General features: G+C 70.9%; 19 protein-coding genes. 9 read left to right on the top strand and 10 right to left on the bottom strand.

The window, feature by feature from the left end; translation table 11 throughout:
• Positions 1-10: 10 nt before the first annotated feature.
• The 3 genes from F563_RS0100460 to ilvD form a co-directional block, all read right to left on the bottom strand.
• Positions 11-244, bottom strand: a complete 234-nt coding sequence (locus tag F563_RS0100460; RefSeq protein WP_026299207.1) for a hypothetical protein — start codon at positions 242-244, stop codon at positions 11-13.
• 118 nt (positions 245-362) lie between these two features.
• Positions 363-1,757: a metal-dependent hydrolase family protein gene (locus tag F563_RS0100455; protein ID WP_019012662.1), complete on the bottom strand. Its 1,395-nt coding sequence runs from the start codon at positions 1,755-1,757 to the stop codon at positions 363-365.
• A 127-nt stretch (positions 1,758-1,884) separates the two neighbouring features.
• A complete protein-coding gene (gene ilvD / locus F563_RS0100450) occupies positions 1,885-3,768 on the bottom strand; it encodes a dihydroxy-acid dehydratase (protein ID WP_019012661.1) in 1,884 nt (627 codons plus the stop codon).
• A gap of 127 nt (positions 3,769-3,895) precedes the next feature.
• Here ilvD and F563_RS0100445 point away from each other — a divergent pair, with 127 nt between their 5' ends.
• From F563_RS0100445 to F563_RS0100435, 3 genes are read left to right on the top strand one after another with little or no spacing between them, the layout of a single operon-like run.
• Complete coding sequence (locus tag F563_RS0100445) at positions 3,896-4,435, top strand: Chromate resistance protein ChrB (protein WP_019012660.1); 540 nt, start codon at positions 3,896-3,898, stop codon at positions 4,433-4,435.
• Positions 4,436-4,457: 22 nt separating this feature from the next.
• Positions 4,458-4,682: a DUF1127 domain-containing protein gene (locus tag F563_RS21030; protein WP_019012659.1), complete on the top strand. Its 225-nt coding sequence runs from the start codon at positions 4,458-4,460 to the stop codon at positions 4,680-4,682.
• A 22-nt stretch (positions 4,683-4,704) separates the two neighbouring features.
• Positions 4,705-5,928: an MFS transporter gene (locus tag F563_RS0100435; protein WP_019012658.1), complete on the top strand. Its 1,224-nt coding sequence runs from the start codon at positions 4,705-4,707 to the stop codon at positions 5,926-5,928.
• 3 nt (positions 5,929-5,931) lie between these two features.
• On the opposite strand, the gene F563_RS0100430 is transcribed toward F563_RS0100435, so the two are convergent.
• From F563_RS0100430 to tkt, 3 genes are read right to left on the bottom strand one after another with little or no spacing between them, the layout of a single operon-like run.
• A complete protein-coding gene (locus F563_RS0100430; RefSeq protein WP_019012657.1) occupies positions 5,932-7,125 on the bottom strand; it encodes a phosphoglycerate kinase in 1,194 nt (397 codons plus the stop codon).
• Entirely contained in the window at positions 7,125-8,138 is a 1,014-nt protein-coding gene (gene gap / locus F563_RS0100425; RefSeq protein ID WP_019012656.1) for a type I glyceraldehyde-3-phosphate dehydrogenase, read from the bottom strand. Before gap ends, F563_RS0100430 begins: the two co-directional genes overlap by 1 nt.
• 22 nt (positions 8,139-8,160) lie before the next feature.
• Positions 8,161-10,197 carry a transketolase gene (gene tkt / locus F563_RS0100420; protein ID WP_019012655.1) on the bottom strand — a complete coding sequence of 679 codons (2,037 nt, stop codon included), beginning with the start codon at positions 10,195-10,197 and terminating at the stop codon, positions 8,161-8,163.
• Between the two features lie 133 nt (positions 10,198-10,330).
• On the opposite strand from tkt, the gene F563_RS0100415 reads away from it, so the two are divergent.
• From F563_RS0100415 to F563_RS0100395, 5 genes are read left to right on the top strand one after another with little or no spacing between them, the layout of a single operon-like run.
• Complete coding sequence (locus F563_RS0100415; RefSeq protein WP_019012654.1) at positions 10,331-11,095, top strand: SDR family NAD(P)-dependent oxidoreductase; 765 nt, start codon at positions 10,331-10,333, stop codon at positions 11,093-11,095.
• A gap of 11 nt (positions 11,096-11,106) precedes the next feature.
• Positions 11,107-12,318: an acyl-CoA dehydrogenase family protein gene (locus F563_RS0100410; RefSeq protein ID WP_019012653.1), complete on the top strand. Its 1,212-nt coding sequence runs from the start codon at positions 11,107-11,109 to the stop codon at positions 12,316-12,318.
• Positions 12,311-13,321 carry a phosphotransferase family protein gene (locus tag F563_RS0100405; RefSeq protein ID WP_019012652.1) on the top strand — a complete coding sequence of 337 codons (1,011 nt, stop codon included), beginning with the start codon at positions 12,311-12,313 and terminating at the stop codon, positions 13,319-13,321. The genes F563_RS0100410 and F563_RS0100405 overlap by 8 nt, the downstream gene beginning before the upstream one ends.
• Complete coding sequence (locus F563_RS0100400; protein ID WP_019012651.1) at positions 13,314-13,670, top strand: DUF6285 domain-containing protein; 357 nt, start codon at positions 13,314-13,316, stop codon at positions 13,668-13,670. Before F563_RS0100405 ends, F563_RS0100400 begins: the two co-directional genes overlap by 8 nt.
• A 4-nt stretch (positions 13,671-13,674) precedes the next feature.
• Positions 13,675-15,303, top strand: a complete 1,629-nt coding sequence (locus tag F563_RS0100395) for an AMP-binding protein (RefSeq protein ID WP_019012650.1) — start codon at positions 13,675-13,677, stop codon at positions 15,301-15,303.
• A 34-nt stretch (positions 15,304-15,337) separates the two neighbouring features.
• Here F563_RS0100395 and cynS read toward each other — a convergent pair whose 3' ends face one another.
• Genes cynS through F563_RS0100375 form a run of 4 tightly spaced genes read right to left on the bottom strand, consistent with a single transcriptional unit; the run spans position 15,338 to position 18,954 of the window.
• The gene (cynS, locus tag F563_RS21025; protein WP_019012649.1) at positions 15,338-15,820 is read right to left on the bottom strand and encodes a cyanase; all 483 of its coding nucleotides are present in this window, start codon (positions 15,818-15,820) and stop codon (positions 15,338-15,340) included.
• A complete protein-coding gene (locus F563_RS0100385; protein ID WP_019012648.1) occupies positions 15,817-16,722 on the bottom strand; it encodes an ABC transporter ATP-binding protein in 906 nt (301 codons plus the stop codon). The genes cynS and F563_RS0100385 overlap by 4 nt, the downstream gene beginning before the upstream one ends.
• A 7-nt stretch (positions 16,723-16,729) precedes the next feature.
• On the bottom strand, positions 16,730-17,575 hold the full coding sequence (gene ntrB, locus F563_RS0100380; protein WP_019012647.1) for a nitrate ABC transporter permease: 846 nt from the start codon (positions 17,573-17,575) through the stop codon (positions 16,730-16,732).
• A gap of 5 nt (positions 17,576-17,580) precedes the next feature.
• Positions 17,581-18,954, bottom strand: coding sequence for a CmpA/NrtA family ABC transporter substrate-binding protein (locus F563_RS0100375; RefSeq protein WP_019012646.1), 1,374 nt, complete (start codon positions 18,952-18,954; stop codon positions 17,581-17,583).
• A gap of 216 nt (positions 18,955-19,170) precedes the next feature.
• On the opposite strand from F563_RS0100375, the gene F563_RS0100370 reads away from it, so the two are divergent.
• A complete protein-coding gene (locus tag F563_RS0100370; RefSeq protein ID WP_019012645.1) occupies positions 19,171-20,454 on the top strand; it encodes a TAXI family TRAP transporter solute-binding subunit in 1,284 nt (427 codons plus the stop codon).
• The last annotated feature ends 10 nt before the right edge of the window (positions 20,455-20,464 follow it).

Below are 20,464 nucleotides of genomic sequence, written 5' to 3'. Positions count from 1 at the left end.
GGACCCGGCGTCAGATGGTGAGGTTCAGCAGCGAGCCGCGCGGCAGCGGCCCCGCCGGCGGTTCGGCCGGAAGGATCGGCTGCGCGGGCTTGGGCGGTGCGGCCATGATGTTGCGGTTGACCCCGCCGAACACCTGGCTGCCACCGACCGCGCGGCTGTCGCGCACCTGCAGCGCGGCCGAGGCCGACTGCGAGAACGCCGCGAGGGACGAGAGCGAGACCATGCGCAGGGTTCTGACACGCATGTGGTTAATAATGGGTTAACGCTGATCGTTTCGCAATCCATGCGTGTGTATGCCGTCGCGATCACCAGCCCGACGGGCGTTCGCGGCGACGCGGCGAGCGCTTCCCGCGATCGTCGCCCTACTGCATCGTATTCTTGTGGACGCGGCCATCCTTCATGATCAGCTTCAGCGTTGCAGCCGGATCGGTCAGGAACTCGAGACTGCGTGTCGGGTCGCCTTCGGCAATCAGGATGTCGGCATAGGCGCCGGGCCGGATCACGCCGAGCTCGTGCGGATAGGGGTTGCGCGGGCCGGAGAGCTTCAGCAACGCGCCCGAGTTGCCGGTCGCGGTCCGCAGCAGCGTCAGCGGGTCGTAGAACTGGGTCAGTTTCGCAAGCTGCCGTCCGTGGGTCGCCAAGTTGGCCGGCGAGAACAGGATGTCGGTGCCCCAGGCGGTCTGCACGCCGAACCGTTGCGCCAGCTCGTAGGCCCGTTCGCTCCCGCGCGCCACTGCGGCCTGTTTGGCGCGGCTCGCCGGGTCGGCCATCACGTTGGCATCCGCGTCGGCCAGGAAGGGCTGCAGGCTCCACCAGACGCCCTCGCCGGCCATCATGCGGACGGTCTCCTCATCGGCGAGATGGCCATGCTCGATCGACTTTGCCCCGGCGCGGATCGCGCGCTGGATTCCCGCCGGGGTGTAGACATGGGTCATCACGTAGGTGCCCCAGTCCGCGGCGGCGGCGACCCCGGCGCGCAGCTCGGCCTCGGTGAACTGGATGCTGTCGAGCGGGTCGTAGGGCGATGTGACGCCGCCGCCCGCCATCAGCTTGATCTGTGACGCGCCGAGCATGAGCTGCTCGCGCACGCGGCGCAGCACCTCGGCCTCGCCATCGGCGATCATCGCGATGCCCGCCATCTCCGCGGCGCTGAGGGCGGCGGTCGTGCCGCGCGGCACCTCGGAGCGCAAGCGGAAATCGCCATGGCCGGAGGTCTGCGAGATCATCGCGCCCGCCGGGTAGATGCGCGGGCCGAGGATGATGCCTTCGTCGATCGCGCGCTTGAGCGCGAAGGCGGGACCGCCGGCATCGCGCACCGTCGTGAAGCCGCGCATCAGCGTCCGCTCCGCCTCGGCGGCCGCTGCCAGATGGATGTAGGCCACGTCGGCCGTCATCGCGACGCTCTGGGGCAAGGCGCAGAGCGTGGCGTGCCAGTGCGCGTCGATCAGCCCCGGCATGGCGAGGCGGCCGCCGCAGTCGATCACCTGCGCCTCGCCCGGCGCCTCGCCTGCGGACGGCAGCGCGGCGATCCGGTTGCCCTCGATGCGGATCGCGACACCCTGGCGGATCGAGCCGCTCGCGCCGTCGAACAGCCTGAGATTGGTCAGCAGGAGCGGGCGTGGTGGCGCTGCCTGCGCCGGCGCCATGGACGATGGCTGGGCGCTGGCGTCGCGGAACGGCGCGAGCAGTGCCGCCGCGCCGCCGAGAAACAGCCGCCGCGAGACGTCTCGGTCGACCCGGCGCTGGATCGCCTGCACCAGCGGCGCGCAGCACCAGCAGGGGCGGGACGGGTCAGCGCTTGCCCGATCGCCGGAGGATGCATCCGCCCGGACACACTGGAACGCGCTGCGTGGTCGGTGCATCCGCGGAGAGCCGGTCGGTCCGCTATTTGGCCGGCGCCGGGGCGCGCGTGGCGCGGGCGCGGCGGAGCTGGCCGACATCGCGCACCGCGCCGCGCGCCGCACTGGTGGTCAGTGCCGCGTAGGCCTGCAGCGCTGCCGAAACCTTCCGCTCGCGGTGCAAGGGCTGCCACGCCGCCTCGCCGCGCGCCTCCATCGCCGCGCGCCGCCGCGCGAGTTCGCCCTCATCCACCGCGAGCCGGATCGAGCGCCTGGGAATGTCGATCTCGATCCGGTCGCCGTCCTGAACGAGCCCGATCGTTCCGCCCTCGGCCGCCTCGGGCGAGACATGGCCGATCGACAGCCCCGAACTGCCGCCCGAGAAGCGCCCGTCGGTGACCAGCGCGCAGACCTTCCCGAGCCCCTTCGACTTCAGGTAGCTGGTCGGATAGAGCATCTCCTGCATGCCGGGCCCGCCCTTCGGTCCCTCGTAGCGCACCACGACGACATCGCCCGGCACGACCTCTCCGCCGAGAATGCCCGCGACAGCGGCCTCCTGGCTCTCGAACACGCGCGCGGGGCCGGCGAAGGTCAGGATGCTCGCATCCACCCCGGCGGTCTTCACGATCGAGCCCTCCTCGGCGATGTTGCCGTAGAGCACCGCGAGCCCGCCATCCTTCGAGAAGGCGTGTACCGCGTCGCGGATCACGCCCGTCTCGCGGTCGAGATCGAGCGTCTTCCACCGGCTTTCCTGGCTGAACGCGACGGTGGTCGGGATGCCGCCCGGGGCGGCGCGGAAGAAGCTGTGCACCGTTTCGTTCGCGGTGCGGCGCACGTCCCACTGCTCCAGCGCCTCGGCGAGCGTGGGCGCATCGACGCGGCTGACCGAGGTGTCGAGCAGCCCCGCGCGGTCGAGCTCGCCGAGGATCCCCATGATCCCGCCCGCGCGATGGACGTCCTCGACATGCACGTTCACGACCGAGGGTGCGACCTTGCACAGCACCGGCACGCGGCGCGAGAGCCGGTCGATGTCGGCCATGGTGAAATCCACCCCGCCCTCCTGCGCGGCGGCGAGCAGATGCAGCACCGTGTTGGTCGAGCCGCCCATGGCGATGTCGAGCGTCATCGCGTTCTCGAACGCGGCGAAGGAGGCGATCGACCGCGGCAGCACCGAGCGGTCCTCGGTCTCGTACCAGCGGCGGGTGATCTCGACGATGCGCCGCCCCGCCTCGAGGAACAGGCGCTTGCGGTCGGCGTGTGTGGCCACCACCGTGCCGTTGCCCGGCAGCGCGAGCCCGAGCGCCTCGGTCAGACAGTTCATCGAGTTCGCGGTGAACATCCCCGAGCACGAGCCGCAGGTCGGGCAGGCCGAGCGCTCGATCACCGCCACCTCCTCGTCGGTGACGGAGCTGTCGGCGGCGACGATCATCGCATCGATCAGGTCGATCGCGCGCGTCTCGCCGCGATGCACCACCTTGCCGGCCTCCATCGGCCCGCCGGAGACGAACACGGTCGGGATGTTCAGGCGCATCGCCGCCATCAGCATCCCCGGCGTGATCTTGTCGCAGTTGGAGATGCACACCAGCGCATCGGCGCAATGCGCGTTCACCATGTATTCGACCGCATCGGCGATCAGCTCGCGCGAGGGCAGGCTGTAGAGCATGCCGTCATGGCCCATCGCGATGCCGTCATCGACCGCGATGGTGTTGAACTCCTTCGCGACACCGCCGGCCCGCTCGATCTCGCGCGCGACCAGCTGGCCGAGATCCTTCAGGTGCACGTGGCCCGGCACGAACTGGGTGAAGGAGTTGGCGATCGCGATGATCGGCTTGCCGAAATCCTCGTCACGCATGCCGGTCGCGCGCCAGAGGCCGCGGGCGCCGGCCATGTTGCGGCCATGGGTGGTGGTGCGGGAACGATAGGCGGGCATGAGATCGTCCTTCAGGTTTCCGGGCAGACATAGCAGGGACCGGGGAGGGCGCGAACCCTGCGCGCGGGGCCCGCCCGCCGTCGTCCTGACGGTTGACATGTAACCACCGTTACGTCAAAAGTGATCCATGACTACGGTCTGGCTGCTGCTGGTGTACAAGGTTCCGCCTGAACCCGCCCGCAAGCGCGTCGCGCTGTGGCGGCGGCTCAAGGGGCTCGGGGCGGTCTACCTGCAAAGCGGCGTCTGTCTCCTGCCGAAATCGGACGAGCACGTCCGCCAGCTCAAGATGATCGAGAACGATGTCGCCGCGATGAACGGCGAGGCGGTGATCCTGGAGACCCTCGCGCTCGACCGCGGCCAGGAGGAGAAGGTGCTGTCGCGGTTCAAGGCGGATCGCGACGAGGAGTACCGGGAGTTCCTCGACAAGTGCGACGACTTCGAGCGTGAGGTCGCGAAGGAGGAGGCGGCCGGCCACTACACCTATGCCGAGCTCGAGGAGAACGACGTCGACCTGAAGAAGCTCCAGGGCTGGCTCGACAAGATCAGGAAACTCGACTTCTACGGCGCGCCCCTGCGGCCGGAGGCCGAACAGCGGCTCAAGGCGTGCGAGGCGATCCTGGATGCCTATGCCCAGCGCGTGTTCGACGCGCATGACGAGAACCGGTGAGGGAACCATGAGGATGTCACCCATGGATGCGCGCGGGGGCGCGGGCGTGACGCTCGCGGCTGCGCTTCGCTCGGCCTTCGCCCCCCTGCCGCACGACGAGTCGGGCCCGACCCTGGTCGCGCGCGCCGTCGCCTGGGTCGTGCGTCAGCAGCAGCGTGCCGCCTTGGCCGCGCTCGACGATCATCAGCTCGCGGATATCGGCGTCTCCCGCGCCGAGGCGATCCGCGAGAGCCGGCGCTGGACCTGAGCGCGGCACCGCGCGACCTCTCATGACCGACGCCACCCTGCCGCTGCGCACCGCCGCCTGGCGCCGCATCCCGTCGAGCATCTGGGCGCTCGGCTTCGTCTCGCTGCTGATGGACACCTCCTCGGAGATGATCCACGCCCTGCTGCCGGTCTATCTGGTGGTCGGGCTGGGGGCGACGGCGCTCACGGTCGGCATCATCGAGGGGATCGCCGAGGCCACGGCCGCGATCACCAAGATCTTCTCCGGCGCGCTCAGCGACCGGCTGGGCCGGCGCAAGGAGCTCGCGGCCCTCGGCTACGGGCTCGCGGCCTTCACCAAGCCGATCTTCCCGCTCGCCCCGACGATCGGCTGGCTGGTCGCGGCACGGTTCACCGACCGGGTCGGCAAGGGCATCCGCGGCGCGCCGCGGGATGCGCTGGTGGCCGATCTCAGCCCGCCCGAGCTGCGCGGCGCGAGCTTCGGCCTGCGCCAAGCGCTCGACACGGTCGGCGCGTTCCTTGGGCCGCTGCTCGGGATCGGCCTGATGGCGCTGTTCGCCGACGACTTCGTCTCGGTGTTCTGGGTCGCCGTGATCCCGGCCTTCCTCGCCTTCGGCTTGATCGTGTTCGCGGTGCACGAGCCCGAGCGGCCGCCGGTCGCGCGCGCGGTCCGCAACCCCTTGAGCCGGGCGGAACTGGCGCAGCTCGGGTCCGCCTACTGGTGGGTCGTCACGGTGGCGTCGGTGTTCACCCTGGCGCGGTTCAGCGAGGCCTTCCTGATCCTCCGCGCGGAGTCGGCCGGGCTGCCGCTGATGCTTGTGCCGGCTGTGCTGGTGGTGATGAACATCGCCTATGCGGCGTCGGCCTATCCGGTCGGTGCGCTCTCCGATCGCATGGATCGCGTCGCGCTGCTGATCGTCGGGCTCGGCCTGCTGATCGGGGCCGATCTGGCGCTGGCCTTCGCCCCGGGGCTGGTCGGGATCGCCTGCGGCGTGGTGCTGTGGGGGCTGCACATGGGGTTCACGCAGGGGCTGCTGGCAACCCTGGTCGCCGATGCCGCGCCGGCGGAACTGCGCGGCACGGCCTACGGGATGTTCAACCTGGTCACGGGGCTCGCGATGCTGGCAGCGAGCGTGATCGCCGGCGCGCTCTGGGACTGGGTCGGCCCGGCCGGGACCTTCGTCGCGGGCGCGGTCTTTGCGGCGGCGACGGTCGCGGGGCTGGTGCCGGTGCGCCAGCGCCTCGATGGCCGGAAGGCGGCGCGGTAGCGATCAGGCCGCGAGCGCCGCCACCCCCGGCAGGGTCTTGCCCTCCAGCCACTCCAGGAACGCCCCGCCCGCGGCCGAGACGTAGCTGAGGTCGTCGACCACCCCGGCGTGGCGCAGCGCCGCGACCGTATCGCCTCCGCCCGCGACCGACAGCAGCTGCCCGGCCTTGGTCAGCCCCGCGACCCCCTTGGCCACCCGCACGGTGGCGGCGTCGAAGGGCGGAGTCTCGAAGGCGCCGAGCGGGCCGTTCCACACCAGCGTGCGGCACTCCGACAGGCAGTCGAGAATGCTGGCCGTGGTCAGGGGACCGACATCGAGGATCATCGCCTCCGCCGGCACCGCATCGACCATCACCGTCTCGGACGGCGCGCCGGCGCGGAACGCGCGCGCCACCACGGCGTCCACCGGCAGCAGGATCGCGCAGCCGGCTGCGCGGGCCTTCTCCTCGATCCCGCGCGCGGTGTCGTGCAGCTCGGCCTCCTGGAGGCTCTTGCCCACCGCGACGCCGCGCGCGGCGAGGAAGGTGTTCGCCATCGCCCCGCCGATGATCAGGTGGTTCACCCGCCCGACCAGGTTGCCGAGCAGGTCGAGCTTGGTGCTGACCTTGGCGCCGCCGACGATCGCGGCGACGGGGCGCGCCGGGTTCCCCAGCGCCTTCTCCAGGGCCTCGAGCTCCGCCTGCATCAGCCGTCCGGCATAGGCCGGCAGCCGATGCGCCAGCGCCTCGGTGGTGGCATGGGCGCGGTGCGCGGCCGAGAAGGCGTCGTTCACGTACGCGTCGCCGAGCCTGGCGATCGCATCCGCCAGCGCCGGGTCGTTCTTCTCCTCGCCGGGGTGGAAGCGCGTGTTCTCCAGCACCACCACGTCGCCCGGCCGCATCGCGGCGACCACGGCCTCGGCCTCGGGGCCAATGCAGTCCTCGGCGAAGCCGACCGGACGGCCGAGCACGCTTCCGAGCGCCTCGGCCACGGGCCGGAGTGACATCTCGGGCACGCGCTTGCCCTTCGGCCGGTCGAAATGGCTCAGCACCACCACCTTCGCGCCCTTCTCGGCCAGCTCACGGATGGTGGGCGAGAGCCGCTCCAACCGCGTGAGATCGCTGACCTTTCCGTCCTGCATCGGCACGTTCAGGTCGGCGCGCAGCAGCACCCGCCGGCCGCGCGCCTCCAGCGCATCGAGGGTGCGGAACGCCGGCATCAGAGCCTGCCCAGCAGCGCCGCCGTGTCGCTCATGCGGTTCGAGAACCCCCACTCGTTGTCGTACCAGCCCATCACGCGCACCAGGCTCCCCTCGATCACCGCGGTCTGGGTCGCGTCGAAGGTGCAGGACGCGGGGGAGTGGTTGAAGTCGGACGAGACGAGCTTCTCGGTCGAGTAGTCGAGGATGCCCTTCATCGGCCCGTCGGACGCGGCCTTCATCGCCGCATTCACCTCGTCCTTGGTGACGGCGCGCTTCAGGTTGGCATCCAGCGAGACGAGCGAGACATTCGGCGTGGGCACCCGCACGGCGGTGCCGTCGAGCTTGCCCTTGAGGTCGGGCATGACGAGCCCGACCGCGCGCGCCGCCCCGGTGGTGGTCGGGATGATGTTCACCGCGGCCGCGCGCGCCCGGTGCAGGTCCTTGTGCAGCGTATCGACGGTGTTCTGGTCGCCCGTGTAGGCGTGGATGGTCACCATGTAGCCGCGCTCGACCCCGAACGCCTCGTGCAGCACCTTCACCATGGGGGCGAGGCAGTTGGTCGTGCAGGACGCATTGGAGACCACCGTCATGTCCTTGGTGATGACGTCGTGGTTCACGCCATAGACCACCGTGGCGTCCGCGCCGTCGCCCGGGGCGGAGATCAGCACCTTGCGCGCGCCCGCCGCGAGCAGGGGTTGGACCTTCTCCTTCGAGGTGAAGATTCCCGTGCATTCCATTGCCACATCGACATTCTTGAGCGGCAGCTTGCCAGGATCGCGCTCGGCCGTGACCTTGATGGGCCCGAGCGTGCGGCCGCCATGGCGGATGGTCATGGTGTCGCCTGAGACCTCGACCGTGCCTGGGAAGCGGCCATGGACCGAGTCGTAGCGGAACAGGTGCGCGTTCGCCTCGACCGAGCCGAGGTCGTTGACCAGCACGCATTCCACATCGCTCCGCCCGGACTCGACGATCGCGCGCAGCACGAGCCGACCGATCCGGCCGAAGCCGTTGATCGCAACCTTCACCGCCATGGCTGGTCTCCTTCCTCCGGATTCACGACAGGCGGCGCGTCACCGCCGCCGCCACGGCTTCCGGCGTGATGCCGAAATGCCGGTAGAGCTTCTCGTAGGGCGCAGAGGCGCCGAACCCCGTCATGCCGACGAAGATCCCCGAGAGCCCGAGCCAACGCTCCCAGCCGAAGCCGCACGCGGCCTCGATGCCGACGCGGAGCGCGCCGCCGAGCACGACGGCCTGCCACGCCTCCTCCTGCTGGGCGAAGAGCTCGAAGCAGGGCATCGACACCACGGCGGTGGGAACGCCCTGGCCTTGCAGCACATCGCGTGCCGCAAGCGCGATCGCGACCTCGCTGCCCGAGGCGATCAGAGTCGCCTGGCGCTGGCCCTCCGCGTCGGCGAGCACATAGCCGCCGCGCGCCACCATGTTCTCGGGCGTATGCGCGGTCCGCACCGTGGGCAGCGCCTGGCGGGTCAACGCCAGCGCCGAGGGGCCGTCGGTGCGGGCCAGCGCCAGCGCCCAGGCCTCCGCCGTCTCCACCGAGTCGGCCGGGCGGAACACGTGCAGGTTCGGCATCGCGCGCAGCGCGGCGAGATGCTCGATGGGCTGATGCGTCGGCCCGTCCTCGCCGAGACCGATGGAGTCATGGGTGAACACGTAGACCACGCGCTGCTTCATCAGCGCGGCGAGCCGGATCGCCGGGCGCATGTAGTCGCTGAACACCAGGAAGGTGCCGCCATACGGGACGAGCCCCCCGTGCAGCGCCATGCCGTTCAGGGCCGCGCCCATGCCGTGCTCGCGCACGCCGAAATGGATATGCCGTCCGGCCCAGTTCTGCGGCGTGAGCGTGCCCATCGCCTTGACATGGGTCAGGTTGGAGCCGGTAAGGTCCGCCGACCCACCCACCAGTTCCGGGATCGCCGGGACGAGCGCCTCCAGCGCCTTCTGGCTCGACTGGCGGGTGGCGAGCTTCGGCTTCTCGGCCGCGCATGCCTCCTTCCAGGCATCGAGGGCGGCGCGCCAACCGTCGGGCAGGCGGCCGGCCATCACCCGCTCGAACTCGGCGCGCTGGGGCGAGCGCTGGTAGCGTCGCAGCCACGCCATGCGCTCCTTGGCCCCCCGCCGCCCGGCCTCCTGCCAGGCGCGGGCGATTTCGGCCGGCACGGTGAAGGGGGGAGCGTCCCAGCCGAGTGCCCGCTTGGCCGCGGCCGCCTCCTCCGCGCCGAGCGGCGAGCCATGGGTGGCGGCGCTGCCGCCCTTGGTCGGGGCGCCGAAGCCGATGATCGTGCGGCAGGCGATCAGCGTCGGCTTGCCCGCGCGCTCAGCGTAGGAGAGCGCGGCGGCGATCTCGGCCGGGTCGTGGCCGTTGATGCGCTTGGTCGCCCAGCCATAGGCGGCGAAGCGCTTCAGCGCGTCGTCCGAGTAGGCGAGGCTGGTCGGCCCGTCGATCGAGATCGCGTTGTCGTCGTAGAGCACCGTCAGCTTGGACAGCTTGAGATGCCCGGCGAGCGAGGCGGCCTCGTGGCTCACCCCCTCCATCAGGTCCCCGTCCGAGGCGATCACCCAGGTGCGGTGATCGACCAGCGACCGGCCGAACCGCGCGGCGAGCATGCGCTCGGCCATCGCCATCCCGACCGCGGTGGCGATGCCCTGGCCGAGCGGCCCCGTCGTGGTCTCGATCCCCGGATGCTCGCCGTATTCCGGATGGCCGGCGGTGCGGCTGTGGAGCTGGCGGAAGTTGCGCAGCTCCTCCATCTCCATGCCCTCGTGGCCGGTCAGGTGCAGCAGCGCGTAGAGCAGCATCGAGCCGTGCCCGGCCGAGAGCACGAAGCGGTCGCGGTCGGGCCAGCGCGGGTCGGCGGCGTCGAACTTCAGGAACCGGGTCCAGAGCACGGCCGCGACATCGGCCATGCCCATCGGCATGCCCGGGTGGCCCGACTTCGCCGCCTCGACCGCGTCGATCGCGAGTGCGCGGATCGCGTCCGCCATGGCGCGGTCGGGGCCGGCGGTCTCCTCGAGCAGCGCGCGCATCGTCTCAAGCGCGGGATTGGCGGCAGGCGCTTCGGTGACGGCCACCTGGCACTCCGTGTGGTTCGAAGGGGAGGGCGGGGGGTGCTATAGAAAGCCCCCCGCGCCGGGGCAAGGCCCGGCGGCGCCCGCCATTGCCCGCACCCGAGAACCGTGGCACCTCGGCGGCTCAGGGGAGGCGATGTCGGATCCTGCCGCGCTGTTCTCGCTGAAGGGGCGCACCGCCCTCGTCACCGGCGCGTCGGGCGCTTTGGGCACCGCGTTCGCGCGTGTCCTGCATGCAGCCGGTGCGCGCGTCGTGCTGGCCGCGCGTCGGCCGGAGGCGTGCGCCGCGCTCGCGGCGGAGCTGGACGCGTTCTCCGTCGCGATGGACGTGACCGACGAGGGCGCGATCGCCGCCGCCTTCGATGCCGCGCAGGCGGAATGCGGCGCGCCCTGCGACGTGATCGTGAACAACGCCGGCGTCGCGGTCACCAAGCCGGCGCTCGACCAGACCGCGGCCGAGTGGGACGCCGTGCAGGATGTGAACCTGCGCGGCTGCTTCCTGGTGGCGCAGGCGGCGGCGCGCCGCCTGGTCGCCGCCGGGATGCCGGGCGCGATCGTCAACATCGCCTCGATCCTGGGCGCGCGCGTGATCTCCGGCGTCGCCGGCTACGCGGCGGCCAAGGCGGGGCTGATCCAGCTCACGCGCCAGCTCGCGGTCGAGTGGGCGCGCCACCGCATCCGCGTGAACGCGCTCGCGCCCGGCTATGTCGAGACCGCGATCAACCGCGACGTCTTCGCCTCCGAGGTGGGGCAGGCGATGATCCGGCGGATCCCGCAGCGCCGCCTGGGCACGCCCGAGGATCTGGCCGGGCCCCTGCTGCTGCTCGCCTCCGAGGCGGGCGCGCACATGACCGGCAGCGTCGTCACCGTGGATGGCGGCCATTCGATCAACCCGCTCTGAGGCGAGGCGTCATGGACTTCACCCTCTCTCCCGAAATCGACGCGATCCGCCGGCGCATCCGTCGCTTCGTCGATGAGCGGCTGATCCCGCTGGAAGCCGACCGCGCCAACTACGACGAGCACGAGAACATCGCGCCCCATGTGCTGGCGGTACTGCGCGCGCAGGCGAAGGCCGAGGGGCTCTGGGCCTTGCAGATGCCGAAGGAGCGCGGCGGCGGGGGGCTGCCGCGCATCGGCATGGCGGCCTGCTACGAGGAGATGAACCGCTCGATCTTCGGCCCCGTCGTGTTCAACTCCGCCGCCCCGGACGACGGCAACATGATGGTGCTGGAGCGCGTGCTGCCCGAGGCGATGAAGCCGCGCTGGCTGCAACCGATCGTGGACGGTGCCGTGCAGTCGGCCTTCGCGATGACCGAACCGGACGGCTGCGGGTCGGATCCGAACCTCACCTACACGCGCGCCGAGCGGGTCGGCACCGACCGCTGGCGCATCACCGGGCGCAAATGGTTCATCACCGGCGCCGGCACGGCGCGCATCTTCATCGTCATCGCCCGCACCTCCGAGGACGAGCGCAAGGGGCTTTCCGCCTTCCTGTTCGATGCCGAGGCGCCGGGGTGGTCGATCGTGCGGCGCATCCCGATCATGGGACCGGAGGAGCATGGCGGGCATTGCGAGCTCGTCTTTGACGGGCTGGAGGTGCCGGACGAGCAGCGGCTGCTGAATGTCGGTGACGGGCTGAAGCTGACGCAGATGCGCCTCGGCGTCGCACGGCTGACGCACTGCATGCGCTGGCTCGGCCTGTCGCGCCGCGCGCTGGAGATCGCGATGGATCACATCGCGCATCGCGACTCCTTCGGCCTGAAGCTGATCGAGCGCGAGAGCGTGCAGGGCCTGATCGGCCAGGCGGCGATGGAGATCGAGATCGGCAGGCTGCTGACCATGAAGGCGGCCTGGGTGCTGGATCAGGGCGGGTTCGCGCGCAAGGAGGTGTCGATGGCGAAGGTGGTGGTCGCGGATGCGCTGCACCGCGCGGTCGACACCGCGTTGCAGTTGCTCGGCGCCAGGGGCTACTCCAAGGACACGGTGATCGAGTGGATGTACCGCTACGCGCGCCAGGCGCGGCTGGTGGACGGTGCCTCCGAGGTGCATCGGATGGTACTGGCTAACACGCTGCGCCGCGAGGGCCGCGACTTCTTCGCCTGGGGACCGCCCGCGCATGGATGACGCGCGGCGCGAGCGCCTGGCCATGTGGCTGCGCGCTGCCGCCGGTGATGCGTCGCTTGCCGTCACGGCGATGGCACGACTGTCGGGCGGGGCCATCCAGCAGAACTGGGCGGTCGACGTGGTGCGCGATGGCGCCGCCGAGGCGTGGGTGCTGCGCACCGACAATGCCGCCACGCTCGCGGTGTCGCATGGGCGCGCGGCCGAGTTTGCCCTGTTGCGCGCCGCCTTCGCCGCCGGCGTCACGGTGCCCGAGCCGCTGTTCCTGTGCACGGATGCGCAGGTGATCGGCGCGCCGTTCTTCGTCATGCGCAGGGTCGGCGGCATCGCCGCGGGCCACCGCGTGGTGAAGAGCGACACGCTCGGCGGGGGGCGCGAAGCCTGCGCGCGCGCGCTCGGCCGTGAGCTCGCGCGCATCCACACGATCCGCCCGCCGCGCGCCGATCTCGCGTTCCTGGGGGACCCACCCGGCGATCCCGGCGCGGCCTTCATCGCCGGCCAGCGCGCAGCACTCGACCGCCAACGCCTGCCGCACCCGGCGCTGGAATGGGGCCTGCGCGCGCTGGAACGCGAGCCGTTGCCGCCGGTCGCACCGGTGCTCTGCCACAACGACTTCCGCACCGGCAACATCATGCTCGACACGGCCGGCGTGACGGCCGTGCTCGACTGGGAGTTCGCCGGCTGGGGCGATCCGCATGCCGATCTCGGCTGGCTCTGCGCGCGCTGCTGGCGCTTCGGCAACGTGTCGCAGGAGGCGGGCGGGATCGGCCCGCGCGGGGCGCTGTACGAGGGCTATGCCGAGGTCTCCGGGCACCCGCCCGAGCATGCGCGCGTGCTGTGGTGGGAGCTCGCGGCGCATCTCCGCTGGGCGGTGATCGCGCTCGACCAGGCGGAGCGGCACCTCTCCGGCGTGGAGCCAAGCCTGGAACTGGCGCTCACCGGCCATCTCGTGCCGGAGCTGGAATGGCAGGTCCTGGCGATGGCGGAGGCGCGGGCGCATGCGTGAGCTGCCGTGTGGTGCGGATCTGCTGGCGATCGCGCGCGAGGTGCTGCTCGCGGAACTCCTGCCGCACCTGCCGGAGGACAAGGTGCTGGCCGCGCGCATGGTTGCGAACGCGATGGGCATCGCCGCGCGTGAGGCCGCGCAGGATCCCGGCTGGATCGCGGACGCGCGCGCCCGCATGGCAACGCTCACCGGCGATGCGGCCGAGCCGCTGCGCGCCTTCGCGACCGCGATCCGCGCCGGCGCGTTCGATCCCGGCACGCCGCGCCACGCCGAGGCGGCGGCACTGCTCGGCGAGATCACCCGCGCGCGCGTGACCGTCAGCGCGCCGAGGGCCTTGGGGAAGGGATAGCACAATGGATGACGACCTGCCGAAAACGGGCGCGAACTTCGTCCCGCTCTCGCCGGTGTCGTTCCTCCGCCGCGCCGGGCGGGTCTGGGCCGATCGCGTCGCGGTGATCCACGGCGCCCGTCGCGTCACTTATGCCGCCCTCCTGGAGCGCAGCCGTCGGCTCGCTTCGGCGCTGAAGGGCGCGGGCGTCGCGTCAGGCGATGTGGTCGCGGCGCTGATGCCCAACATCCCGGAGATGCTGGAGGCGCATGTCGGCGTGCCGGCCGCGCAGGCCGTGCTGTGCCCGATCAACATCCGCCTCGATCCGGCGACCGTGCGTTTCATCCTGGATCACTCGGGCGCCAAGGTGCTGCTGCTCGACCGCGAGTTCGCCTCCCTCGCGACCGCGGCGCTGGAGGGCCTCGCCGCGCCGCCGCGCGTCGTCGTGGTGGACGATGCGGAAGGGCCTGGCGGTGCGGCGATCAATGCCACGCCCTACGAGGACTTCCTCGCCGGCGGCGATCCGGCGTTCCCGCTCGCTCCGCCGGCGGACGAGTGGGCGGCGATCTCGCTCTCCTACACCTCCGGCACGACCGGCGACCCGAAGGGCGTGGTGGTGCATCACCGCGGCGCCTATCTGAACGCCTGCGGCAACGCGCTCGCCTTCGAGCTCTCGCCGCGCAGCGTCTATCTCTGGACGCTGCCGATGTTCCACTGCAACGGCTGGACCTATACCTGGGCGGTGACGCTGCAAGGCGGCACGCATGTGTGCCTGCGCCGGGTCGACCCCGCGCGCGTCTTCGCCCTGATCGCCGAGCACGGCGTGACGCATCTCTGCGCCGCGCCCGTGGTGCTGAATATGCTGATCCACGCGCCGGCGGAGCAACGGCGACCTTTCCCCCATCGCGTGCGCGTCGCCACTGGCGGGGCCGCGCCGCCATCGCCGGTGATCGCGGCGATGGAGGGGCTCGGCTTCGAGGTCGTGCATCTCTACGGGCTGACCGAGTGCTACGGCCCCTCGCTCGCCTGCGCCTGGCAGCCGGCGCTGGAGGCCATGACGCTCGCCGAGAAGGCGGCGTTCATGGCGCGCCAGGGGGTGGCGCTGCCCACGCTCGAGGAGGCGACGGTGCTCGATCGGGCGACCGGCGCGCCGGTGCCAGCGGACGGGGTCACACTTGGCGAGATCACGCTGCGCGGCAACACGGTGATGAAGGGCTATCTGCGCAACCCGACGGCCAACGCGGCCGTGTTCGTGGACGGCTGGTTCCGCACCGGCGATCTCGGCGTGCTGCACCCGGACGGCTACATCGAGGTGAAGGACCGCGCCAAGGACATCGTCATCTCCGGCGGCGAGAACATCTCCAGCCTGGAGGTGGAGGAGGTGCTGTACCGCCATCCGCAGGTGATGGAGGCGGCGGTGGTGGCCGAACCCGACCCGCACTGGGGCGAGGTGCCGCACGCCTTCGTCACGCTGAAGCCCGAGGCCGAGGGGCAGGTGAGCGAGGCCGGGATCATCGCCTGGTGCCGCGAGCGGCTGGCGCATTTCAAGGCGCCGAAGCGCGTCACCTTCGGGCCGCTGCCGAAGACCGCGACCGGCAAGATCCAGAAATTCGAGTTGCGCGCGCGGCTGCGGGGGGCCGGGACGACGCGCTGAGCGTCCCGGCGTCGCGGGCCGGCGATCGCCGCCGTCAACTTTCGCGGAAGCCGTAAGCCGGCAGGCCCTGTTCGGCCCCGTAGTACTTGTAGGGCAGGAACTTGCCCGACATGGTGATTTTCACCCGGTCGCCCTTCTCGTGCGGCAGGCGTTCGATCTCCATGTCGAAATCGATCGCGCTCATGATGCCGTCGCCGAACTCCTCCTCGATCAGGGCCTTCCACGCGGGACCGTTCACCATGATCAGTTCGTAGAAGCGGTAGATCAGGGGATCGGTGGGCGGCATCGGCGTTCCGCGGTACGGCACCTCGTTCAGCATCCGCTCCTCGACCTCGGAGAGACCGAACAACGCGGCTGCCTTCTTCGCCAGCGGCTTGACGAGCTTCATCTGTCCGAGCAGCGCGCCGACCAGCAGCACCGGCGAGATCCCGCCGATCGCGTCGCAGATGTAGCGCCAGCTCCAGCCGTTCTCGCGCTTGATGTCGAGGATCTTCTCCGTCAGTTGGGCACGGGTCATGCAGGTCTCCTTGGCGATGCTGCGCTCTCGGCAGCGTGTCGGGTGGCGGCGGTCGCGGCGGGGCGCACCTCCGGCACCGCGCGCGCGGTCCACTCGGGCGGCATGGCGCCGGCGAGGCGTCTGGAGCGGTCGATCAGGAAATCGACGATGTGGTTGCGCAGCTCGTAGTAGCCGGGCAGGTGGTGGATGTCGTGGCGCGTGCGCGGACGCGGCAGCGTATTCACGATCACCTCGGCGATCTTCGCCTCCGGGCCGTTGGTCATCAGCAGGATCCGATCGGCGAGCAGGATCGCCTCATCGACGTCATGGGTGATCATGAAGGCGGTGAGCTTCGTTTCCGCGACGATCCGGTTCACCTCCTCCTGGAGCGTGCCGCGCGTCAGTGCATCGAGCGCCGAGAACGGCTCGTCCATCAGCAGGATCTTCGGGCTCACGGCCAGGGCGCGGGCGATCCCGACGCGCTGCTTCATCCCCCCCGAGAGCTGCGCCGGCCGCTTGGCCGCCGCCGCGCTCAGCCCCACGAGGTCGATCCAGCGCCGGCACGCCTCCGCCACCTGCGCGCGCGACCAGTCGGGGTGTCGGCTGCGCACGGCGAAGGCGATGTTGCCCTCGGCCGAGAGCCAGGGCAGCAGGGCATGGCTCTGGAAGATCACGGCGCGGTCCAGGCTCGGCCCGTCGATCTCGCGCCCCGCCACCACCACGGCGCCGTCATCCGCGTGGTCGAGCCCGGCGAGGATGTTCAGGATCGTGGTCTTGCCGCAGTCGGAATGGCCGATCAGGCAGAGGAACTCGCCCTCCTCGATGCCGAACCACAGATCGGCGAACACGGTCTGCGGCGGCGCGCCCGACACCCCGGGGAAGCGGCGCGCGATGCCCTCGACGCTGACGAACGGTCGGCGCATCACGCGCTCACTCCTGGTAGGCGACGGCGCGCGTCGCCATCGCCAGGATCTGGTCCAGCACCATCCCGATCACGCCGATCAGCAGGATCGCCGTGACGATGTCGGCGAGCGAGAGGTTGTTCCACTGGTTCCAGACGAAGTAGCCGATCCCGGTGCCGCCCACGAGCATCTCGGCGGCGACGATCACCAGCCAGGCGATGCCGATCGAGATGCGCATCCCCGTCATGATGGTCGGCGCGGCTGCCGGCAGGATCACGCGGAAGGCGGTGCGCAGCGCGCTGCATTCCAGCGTGCGCGCGACGTTCAGCCACTCCTTGCGTACGGTCGCGACCCCGAAGGCGGTGTTCAGCAGCATCGGCCAGACCGAGCAGATGAAGATCACGAAGATCGAGCTGACCGAGCTGTCGCGGATCGTGTAGAGCGCGAGCGGCATCCAGGCGAGCGGCGAGATCGGGCGCAGCACCTGGATGAACGGATTGAGCGCGCCGTAGAGCAGCGGGCTCATGCCGATCAGGAAGCCGAGCGGGATCGCGAGCAGTGCGGCGAGCGTGAATCCCGCCAGCACGCGGGCGAGGCTGTAGGCGAGCTGGATGCCGATGCCCTGGTCGTTGGTGCCGCGCACGTAGAACGGATCGGTGATGTGCTCCCAGATCCGTGCCGCGACCTCGATCGGCGAGGGGAACGGCGTCTGCCCGCCGGTCGCCGCCGCCGCGCCGACCAGGGCGGCGTACTCGGGATCGGCCACCGCCGCCGTGCCGAGCCCTGTCGAGGAGGAGAGCTGCCAGGCGCCGACGAACAGCGCGAGCAGCAGGCAGGCCAGCGCCAGGGAGGCGACGGGGCGGGTGGCGCGCATCGGCCTCAGACACGCCGGATGGCGAAGGAGGCGAGGTAGCCTTCGGGATCGGCTGGATCGAAGGTCCGGCCCATGATCACGTGCGTGCGCCTGGTCTCCGCCGGCGGCGAGAGGCCGAGCTCGCGCATCGCCTCGGCCGTGTCGGTGGCGAGGAACACCTGCTCGGCCACCTGGGCATAGTCGATGTCGCCGCGGATCTGTCCCCAGCGCTTCATCTGGGTGAGGATCCAGATCGCCATGGAGTGCCAGGGGAACGGGTCGAAGTCGATCCGGTTGGGCACGCGCTGCACGCGCCCGAGCCCGTCGGCGAAGGTGCCTGTCAGCACCTGCTCGACCACGGTGAGCGGCTGGTTGAGATAGTTCTGCGGCGCGATCGCGGCCGCCACCTCGCGCCGGTTCGCGGGGTTCGAGGAATACGCGGTCGCCTCGACGATCGCGCGCAGGAGCGCGTGGTAGGTCCCTGGGTTCTGCGCGATGAACTCGCGGCTGACGGCGAAGGCGCAGCAGGGATGCCCGTCCCACAGCTCCCTGGTCAGCATGTGGATGAAGCCCACGCCGTCGAACACGGCGCGCTGGTTGAACGGATCGGGGCCGAGGAAACCGTCGATGTTGTCCGCACGCAGATTGGCGACCATCTCGGGCGGCGGGACGGCGCGGATCTGGATGTCGCGGTCGGGGTCCAGCCCGGCCTCGGCGACGTAGTAGCGCAGCAGGTAGTTGTGGATCGAGAAGTCGAACGGCACGGCGAAGCGGAAGCCGCGCCAGTCCTTCGGATCGCGCCGCTCGCGATGCTTGTTGGCGAGGGTGATCGCCTGGCCGTTGATGTTCTCCACCGCCGGCATGGTCCAGGGGATCGGCGCCGAGCCCACGCCGAGGGCGATCGCGAGCGGCATGGGCGAGAGCATGTGCGCGGCGTCGTATTCGCGGTTGATCGCGCGGTCGCGGATCACCGCCCAGCCGGCGGTGCGGATCACCTCCACGTTCAGCCCGTGCTTGGCATAGAAGCCCATCGGGTGGGCCATGATGATCGGCGTGGCACAGGTGATCGGGATGAAGCCGACCTTCAGGTCGCGCTTCTCGATCCGGCGCGGCGCCTGGGCGAAGGCTTCCCTGGCGGCGGCGAGCGGGAAGGCGGCGGCGAGCGCGGCCGCCGCGGTCGCCTCGCCGACCAGGCCGAGGAAGGCGCGCCGGCGCGTCTCGGTGCCGAACACCGCGCGCGCGACCGCGGTCTCGACCGTGCGGGCGGTCAGCGCGTCGACATCGTCAGTGACGGGCTCGCAGGCGAGCGCGGCGTCGTGCTCGGCGGCCGAGGCGTGTCGTCCGCACGGACAGGACCATGGACGCGCTGTCGGATCGAACGGATCGTCGAACACGCCCATGGCCGTGACCCCCTGTCGTCGTGTGAAGCCCCAATGGCCCGACTGTGCGCCGAGCGTTCCGTGTTAAAGCGAACCCCGTGCCACGGAGATCGCGCCCAATTTGACTGCATGTCTCCGTGAGGCTGGCAATAAATGAACACTTTATAGGCGATACGCCTGTTTTATCAGCAAAGAGGTGAAGCATTGTGGCCCGCGCGGCTCTGCTAGCCTCGCCGCATGTGGACGGCGATTCGCGCCTTCCTGTGGGTCTACGCGCTGATCGCCCTGGTGGTCATCGCCGCCCTCGCATTCGCCTGGCGCTTCGTCGCCCCCCCGCCGCCGCGCGAGGTCGTGGTCGCCACGGCCGCCCCCGGCGGTGCCTATCACGCCGCCGCCGAGGCCTGGGCGCGGCTGCTCGCGCGCGAGGGCATCACGCTGCGCCTGCGCCCGACCGCGGGCTCCATCGAGAACCTCCGCCTGCTGAGCGCCGATCCGCCCGAGGTCGACATCGCCCTGGTGCAGGGCGGCGTGGGCGGCGAGGCCGAGTATCCCGGGCTCGAAAGCCTCGGCGCGGTGTTCTACGAGCCGCTCTGGGTGTTCGTGCGCGGCCGGCAGGCGGACCTGCGCGTGGCCGAACTGCGCGGGCTCAGGATCGCCATCGGCCCGGAGGGCAGCGGCACGCGTGCGCTCGCGCTGCGTCTGCTCGCCGCCAACAGGATCGGGCCGGACGACGCCGTGCTGCTGCCGCTCGCCGGCATGGCGGCCGCCGAGGCGCTGGTCGAGGGCAGGGCGGATGCCGCCGTGTTCGTCTCGGCCCGACCGACGGCCGCGATCACACATCTGCTGCGCGTGCCCGAGGTCACGCTGGTCGATTTCGGCCCGCGCGCCGATGCCTATGTCGCGGCCTTCCCCTATCTCACGCGCGTCGTGCTGCCGGCCGGGGCGATCGACCTTGCCGAGGATCTGCCGTCCGAGAATGTCGTCATGGTTGCGCCGATGGCCGAGGTGGTCGCGCATGCGGCGATCCACCCGCAGATCGTCGCCCTGCTGATGGAGGCGTTCACCGAGACCCATCGCGGCCGGCAGCTCTTCGCCCCTGCCGGACGGTTCCCCTCCGCCGACCCCACCGACTGGCCTCTCAATGCCGACGCCGCCCGCTATCTGCGCCATGGACCCGGCTTCCTGAAGCGCTACCTGCCGTTCTGGGTCGCGGTCTGGATCGAGCGGATGTGGGTGCTGATCATTCCGCTGCTGACGATCGCCATCCCGCTCTCGCGGATCGCACCGCCGCTCTGGCGCTGGCAGATCGATCGCAAGGTGTATCGCTGGTACCGCCATGTGAAGCGGCTGGAAACGGCGCTCAAGGCGGCGGGCACCGAGGAGGAGCGGCACCGCGCGCTGGCGGAGCTCGACGCGTTGCAGGAGCGGGTCGGGCGCGTGCGCGTGCCGCTCACCCACGCCCAGCCGCTCTACCAGCTGCGCAGCCATATCGCGCTGGTTCGCGACGGCGCGCTGCGCTGACGCGGCGCTT

It is taken from the genome of Elioraea tepidiphila DSM 17972, assembly GCF_000378465.1.
GTDB lineage: Bacteria > Pseudomonadota > Alphaproteobacteria > Acetobacterales > Acetobacteraceae > Elioraea > Elioraea tepidiphila.
Note: the sequence above shows the minus strand (reverse complement) of the source record. Positions and strands in the feature narration are given on the sequence as shown.